Raw genomic sequence first — 592 nt, 5'->3', positions numbered from 1 at the left:
CGGATAACCAATTTAGAAAACGAAACCCGCTGTTTAAAGAAAGTGAAACGTATGAAACAGAGCAAGAAAAACGCCGACTAAAACGCAGTAAAGGCAAGCCACGATTATTTACCTCAGACGATTTTTATTATGATGAAGCAACCCAAACATGCCGCTGCCCCGCAGGCAATGCCATGTGGCGAAGCGGTATAAATGTAAAAAGTCACAATCAGCAATACACGCGATTCTGCGGTTACTTAAAAGACTGCAAAGTATGCCCACTACAACAGCAATGTATGCGAAAGCCACCCATTAAAACGGGGCGACAAGTTCAGTTTATAAATAATGAATCACGTAAAAAGCTGAGCTATGTTGATAAGATGAAAGTAAAAATAGACAGCCTAATAGGGCGACGACAGCTGTTTATTAAAAAATGGCAAACGACTTAGCTGTATAGAGCCTGCTTTCCTTTAAATAAAAAGCGGAATATTACAGTGAACAAAGGCATGAATAAATTGACCTTACGGGGGCAAGCGAAAGTGAATGCGCAATGGCAATTGTATTGCCTTGTTCATAATATAGAAAAGCTACAAAACACGATGCATTAAGAATG

At 39.7% G+C, this 592-nt stretch carries 1 pseudogene; it reads left to right on the top strand.

Annotated features, from left to right (window positions below):
• Positions 1-173: 173 nt before the first annotated feature.
• A pseudogene (locus tag H5119_RS20360) lies at positions 174-587 on the top strand (transposase).
• The last annotated feature ends 5 nt before the right edge of the window (positions 588-592 follow it).

The organism is Pseudoalteromonas sp. SG45-5, assembly GCF_014164085.1.
GTDB classification, from domain to species: domain Bacteria; phylum Pseudomonadota; class Gammaproteobacteria; order Enterobacterales; family Alteromonadaceae; genus Pseudoalteromonas; species Pseudoalteromonas aliena.
Note: the sequence above shows the minus strand (reverse complement) of the source record. Positions and strands in the feature narration are given on the sequence as shown.